Here is a 5,513-nt window from a genome sequence, read left to right as displayed (position 1 = left end):
TAACGGGCTTGGAGAGACTCGAACTCCCGACCTTGTGGTCCGTAGCCACACGCTCTAATCCACTAAGCTACAAGCCCTTGTTTTTCTCAACAGTAAACTACTATAGCACAGGTTCATTCAATGACGCAAGAGGGTAAAGAAAAATTATGTCATCTCGACAGCCAAGGCGAGGCCCAGATGGTGGATGTATCGGAGAAAATGCCCACTAAACGCACTGCTATCGCCCTAGGACAAGTGAGAATGCTAAAAACGACTTTTGAAGCCATAGAACAGGGAAATGCGCCTAAAGGTGACGTTTTAGGGACGGCCAGACTAGCGGGAATTATGGCGGCCAAACAAACTTCCTCCTTAATTCCCCTTTGCCATCCCTTACCCCTGCAAAAAATCAATGTTCAGATTATCCCGAAAGCAGAGTTACCCGGCTACGAAATTCGGGCAGAAGTGGTGACAAAATCGGAAACCGGTGTAGAAATGGAGGCTTTAACGGCGGTATCTGTGGCAGCCTTGACTTTATACGATATGGCTAAAGCGTTAGAAAAATCAATCCTGATTGAAAATATCCGTCTGCTGAGTAAAACAGGAGGAAAATCAGATTATCATCAGGATTCCCTGTTGCGATGAAAACCCGGGTGCATCTCACATTTGCAGAAATACCGACAATCAGCAATTATCAGTGACTCTTAAATTATTACAGATGGGTCAGCGGCTGCGTGTAAGCATCCCACCGAAAAACTAATGCGCGGGGGGTTTGGGGGCGGCGCCACGCCCCCAACGGGGGGTTTGGGGGGTAGAACCCCCCAAAGGCTTGGATTGAGTGGTAAAATCGGAAGTAATGACCGATTTTAGCCGAGAGTGTCCCCGTAAAAATCCCAACTTGGTAGATTGACAAAAATGAGATGCAGCCTAAAAAACCTAAGTAACCCCTTCTAATTTTTCATCGGTCAATTGATATAATTCCTGTAATTTCTCTAATTTGTCGGGGTCTGCTTGCCAAAAACCGCGACCCTGTGCTTCTAACATTCTACCGACAATATTACGGAAAGCTTCGGGATTAGCTTGACGCAATTTTTCCGCCATTTCTGTATCAAAAGCGTAGGTATCGGCTGCCTGATCATACACCCAATCGTCACTAAAATTAGCCGTACCGCCCCAACCAATTAAAGCGGTCATTCTTTGGGAGATTTCGTAGGCCCCACCGGAACCTTGATTAACCATGGCATTGGCCCATTTAGGATTGAGTAATTTACTGCGGTATTCTAAGCGCAAAACCTCCTCTAATTTGCGGGGAGTTGTATCATTGGAAAAACTCTCGACAAAACTCGTCATCACCCGTTTACCGCTTTGTTTTTCTGCGGCTAATTTTAATCCTCCTGTATTGCCGTAGTATTCCTGAATATCGGTTAAACCGTATTCTACCGAGTCAATTTCTTGGATAATACTTTCACTGGTTTTTAATAACTGTTGTAGCACTTCTGGCCGCGCTTGTCCCTTATCTTGACGACCATAACTAAAAACATTACGCTTTTCCCAAGTTTTCGCTAATTCGTTGTCATTGTCCCAATTTCCCTCCACTACTTGGTCATTAACTAAAGAGCCAAAATCCCCAGCAGGATTGGAAAATAAACGAGCGCTGGCATTGTCAATTCCTTGACTTTTTAAGGCTAAATAGTGCTTACGGATATAATTATCATTTTCCGATTCTTCTATCTCAGCTGCCCGCTGCATTAAATCATCCAATAACTCGATAATATTGATAAAAGTATCGCGAAAAATTCCCGATAAATTAGCCAAAATATCGATGCGCGGGTGTCCAATTTCTCCTAGAGGTTTTAATTCATACCTGACAATTCTTCCTGTCCCCTCTTTCACTGGTTCCGCACCGACTAATTCTAAGAGAATACCCAGGGATTCACCCTTAGTTTTAATCACATCTAATCCCCAGAGTAAAACTGCTACAGTTTCGGGATATTTTCCTTTTTCGGTTAAGTTTTGTTGTAGCAGTTTTTTGGCGATTTCTCGTCCGCGAGTGTAGGCTGCGGGGGAAGGCATCCGGTAGGGATCCAAAGCGTGTATATTGCGTCCTGTGGGTAAAACTCCCGCACCATCCCGGAGTAAATCACCCCCCGGTGCCGGTGGTACATATTCCCCATTTAATCCCCGCAAAAGATTAGTTAATTCTTCGCTATTTTGTCCTAATAAATTTTTAATAGTAATGCCTTCTTTAACCTTTTCATTGGTTGCTTCGTCAGCGATAATTTGCTGAAATTCTCGCTCAGATAAATCGGTAAAATAAGCGTCAAGATAACCTTTTAATTCTTCCTGATTGGGAGCAGTGCCTAGGGTGTGTAAACCCGAAGAAAATAGTCTTTGTTCGACGATTTGTAGGTAATTATACACCTTGACAAAATAATCGGTTAGTGCATAGCGGCTAAATAATTTGGCATTTTCTAAAGTGAATTCTATTCCCTGTTTTTCTGCTTCCAGAAAAGGACAATCTTTAGAGATACCTGTATCAATAATCTTTTGCAGGATACTATCTCTTAAAGCGTAATTTTTCTCAGGATTTTCTCGAAACTCGGCAATCAAATCTCGCAAAATCATCAATTCTTTATATAATCCCGCTCGTCCGTAGGGAGGCACATTATGGGAAATTAACACCCCATAACCGCGACGTTTAGCTAGGATAGATTCCGAGGGATTATTAGCGGCATAAATATATAAATTCGGTAAATCTCCTAATAAAATATCTGACCAAGAATAACTGGTATTTCCTAGGGGTGAACCGGGCAGCCATTCGACGGTTCCGTGCATACCAAAATGAACGATAGCATCGGTCTTAAAATCTTTTTGCAACCACTGATAAAAGGCTGCATACTGAGGGTGAGGAGTTAAATCTTTTTCAAACATTAACCGCATCGGATCCCCAGCAATTCCTAAAGGTGGCTGCACTCCAATCCAGATATTACCTAACTCAATACCCCCTAAATGATACTGATCGCCAATAGTTTTTATCCCCGCATCTTTCAGAGATTTCCAGTGTTTTTCAATGCGAGAAGTTAACAGATAACCTAGCCAATTTTCTAAAGTTTCTATCGATAAACGATTTTGTTTAGAGAGATTTTCATCATCGGCAAATTTAACTTTTTGAATAATTTCTTCCCCGTCTTCGGGAATCGTTCCCAGATTATAACCCTGCGCTTGTAAAGCTTGTAAAAACTTAACTAAACTCCGGGGAACATTTAATAAAGCTGCCGTACCAACTGCCCCATAACCCGGGGGAAATCCATAGAGAATGATGGCTATTTTGCGTTCTTGCGGAGGGGTTTTATGTAACTTAATCCAACTATGCAAACGTCCAGTTAAACGCTGTAATCTTTCGGGGATTAAATAGATAGTTTCCCCCACTAATCCCCCCAGAGGAATCGTATCAATTGCTCCATCTAATTCAGGTAAAGCGTATAGAACCACACTCTGTAAACCACCGATTCCCTGTCTTGTCCAAGAATAAATATCTTGAATCAATAAAGGGGCAGCGATAAGATAAGGAATATTTTTAGCGGACAGAATTCGTTTAGCCACTTCTACCTGTCTTCCTGCTTCCATAGAACCCGCAGGACCCCCCACCAAAGGAAAGCCAATCGTCGAGACAATTGCATCTACTGTCACCGCATCTTCACTTAAAGAAGGAGTTTCAATGATTCCTTTTTTTCTTTGCTGAATTTCGTAGTCTGTGGTTAACCAATCCCGAACAATTGTATGGCCTTCTACTCCGTTAATAAACACGGGTAGGGGAATTAAATTAGCCGTTTCAAAATGACGGATTAATTGATTAATATAGGGTAGTTTACTGATAACGTGCTTCCGATAAAGCAGCAGTGCCACCACTGGTTTATCAAGAGATTTATTTTTTTTATACCAAGTCAAATATTCTTGGGGAGTGAGAAAATAACCCTGATAATCGGGGTGTAATAGTCCCTTATTGGGAGTTTCGATAACTTCGGGTATTTCCCGTACTTTTAATCCTAGATATTTTTGGGCAATTACCCAACACATAGCGGCAACATTTTCGGTTCCTCCCGCATTCCAATAACCGTAAATAATTAACCAATTACGCAAATCTTGAACTTTTTTAGCGGGAATAAATTTCAGCAGTTTCGGACCAGTTTTGAGGAAACTGAGATAACCGGCTAACTTATCTTCTTCCTTGCCACTGGAAAATTTACTTAAGATAAATTGAATTGGTTTTGGCATTCCTTTTGGTTTATCCCCGATGGCAAATTCTCCCAAACGGGTTAAACTCATTAACTCTAAAGCAGACTCAAAAACTAAGCGAATCGGAATCTCTGCCGCTCGTTGCCGCAGCCAAGTAACTTGATCGTAATCGAAGATCAAACTAGCAAAAAAAACGTCGGCATTGGCTAAAGCTTGCTCGACTATTTCCGGTTCGCTAGTCAAGGATTTATCGCTGAATACTTTTACTTCTAAATCGGGACATTTAGAACTAGCCAACAGGCCCGATTGCCGATATAAATTGGTGTTAAAGGTTTCAAAGCCAACAATTAAAACAATGCTTTTCATAAGAATATATTTTTATACTAAATCTGGTTATTAAAAACTGATTATTTATTCCCCCTTTTGCATGAGTGCCTCTCCTGATATGTAGCTTATACTCAACGGATGGCCGTATTACTTGCGATTTTATCACTCAATCCAAGCCTTTGGGGGGTTCTACCCCCCAAACCCCCCGTTGGGGGCGTGGCGCCGCCCCCAAACCCCCCGCGCATTAGTTTTTCGGTGGGATGCTTACACGCAGCCGCTGATACATCTGTAATAATTTAAGAGTCACTGCACTTGCGGGAGTGTCTATCCTGATATGTAGCCTGATTTAGTATTAGATTAGACCAATCAGGGTGCGTTATCCTGCCTGAAAACACCCCCTGAAATGATCATAACGACAAATTAATAATAACTGCCAGATTTGCGATGATGGATGGCGGTTAAACCTTGGTGTAAAACCTTACCTTTTTCTGCGATCGCATAAATCAACCAATGATCACCGCACTCCATTCGTTGTTCTACCCGACATTCCAGATAAGCGAGCGCTTCGGCCAAAATCAGCCCACCGTTCTCAGCTTTAGTGGTTTCGATATTAGCGAAACGATCTTCTCCTGGAGTAAAACGTTTGAGAAAATGCTTCATTAAAGCTATATGTTGTCCTTCTTGGAGGATATTAAGGACAAAATGGATATAAAGTGGGTAGAGTCGATGGGAGGTATTATCAGCAATTCTCATTTTAAGGTTTCATGACATTAAAACCCTTGCACCCAGAGGGGTTAATAATTCTTAACGAATCTCTAGATCGCTGAAACAACGCAAAATCGTTTCAAAATGAGAATTGCTGCCACTATCTCACCTGCATCGGTCTAACACCCCCTTAATAAGACTTATAGCAGAGAACGAGTTAGTTAGGACAACCTAAATCGCTAAAATTCAGTTCTGGCAAGGATTTTCCT

The 5,513-nt window shown here is 41.9% G+C and carries 2 protein-coding genes, 1 tRNA gene and 1 pseudogene; 1 reads left to right on the top strand and 3 read right to left on the bottom strand.

Translation table 11 applies throughout. The features are described 5' to 3' along the window. Positions 1–3 precede the first annotated feature (3 nt). A tRNA-Arg gene (locus PX484_RS02765) sits at positions 4–77 on the bottom strand. A 43-nt stretch (positions 78–120) separates the two neighbouring features. Between PX484_RS02765 and moaC the strand changes: the two genes are divergently transcribed. Continuing rightward, the gene (gene moaC / locus PX484_RS02760; RefSeq protein ID WP_288102776.1) at positions 121–621 is read left to right on the top strand and encodes a cyclic pyranopterin monophosphate synthase MoaC; all 501 of its coding nucleotides are present in this window, start codon (positions 121–123) and stop codon (positions 619–621) included. Positions 622–912: 291 nt separating this feature from the next. Here the strand turns inward: moaC and bchH are convergent, their stop codons facing one another. Both bchH and PX484_RS02750 read right to left on the bottom strand, forming a co-directional pair. After that, a complete protein-coding gene (gene bchH / locus PX484_RS02755) occupies positions 913–4,578 on the bottom strand; it encodes a magnesium chelatase subunit H (RefSeq protein WP_288102774.1) in 3,666 nt (1,221 codons plus the stop codon). A 381-nt stretch (positions 4,579–4,959) separates the two neighbouring features. Then, positions 4,960–5,241: pseudogene (locus PX484_RS02750) on the bottom strand (flavin reductase family protein); the annotation flags it as partial. Between the last annotated feature and the right edge of the window lie 272 nt (positions 5,242–5,513).

The sequence above is a fragment of the Microcystis sp. M49636_WE2 genome (genome assembly GCF_030065375.1).
Taxonomy (GTDB): domain Bacteria; phylum Cyanobacteriota; class Cyanobacteriia; order Cyanobacteriales; family Microcystaceae; genus Microcystis; species Microcystis aeruginosa_C.
The sequence above is the reverse complement of the archived record's forward strand: the minus strand, read 5'-3'. Positions and strand labels throughout refer to the sequence as shown.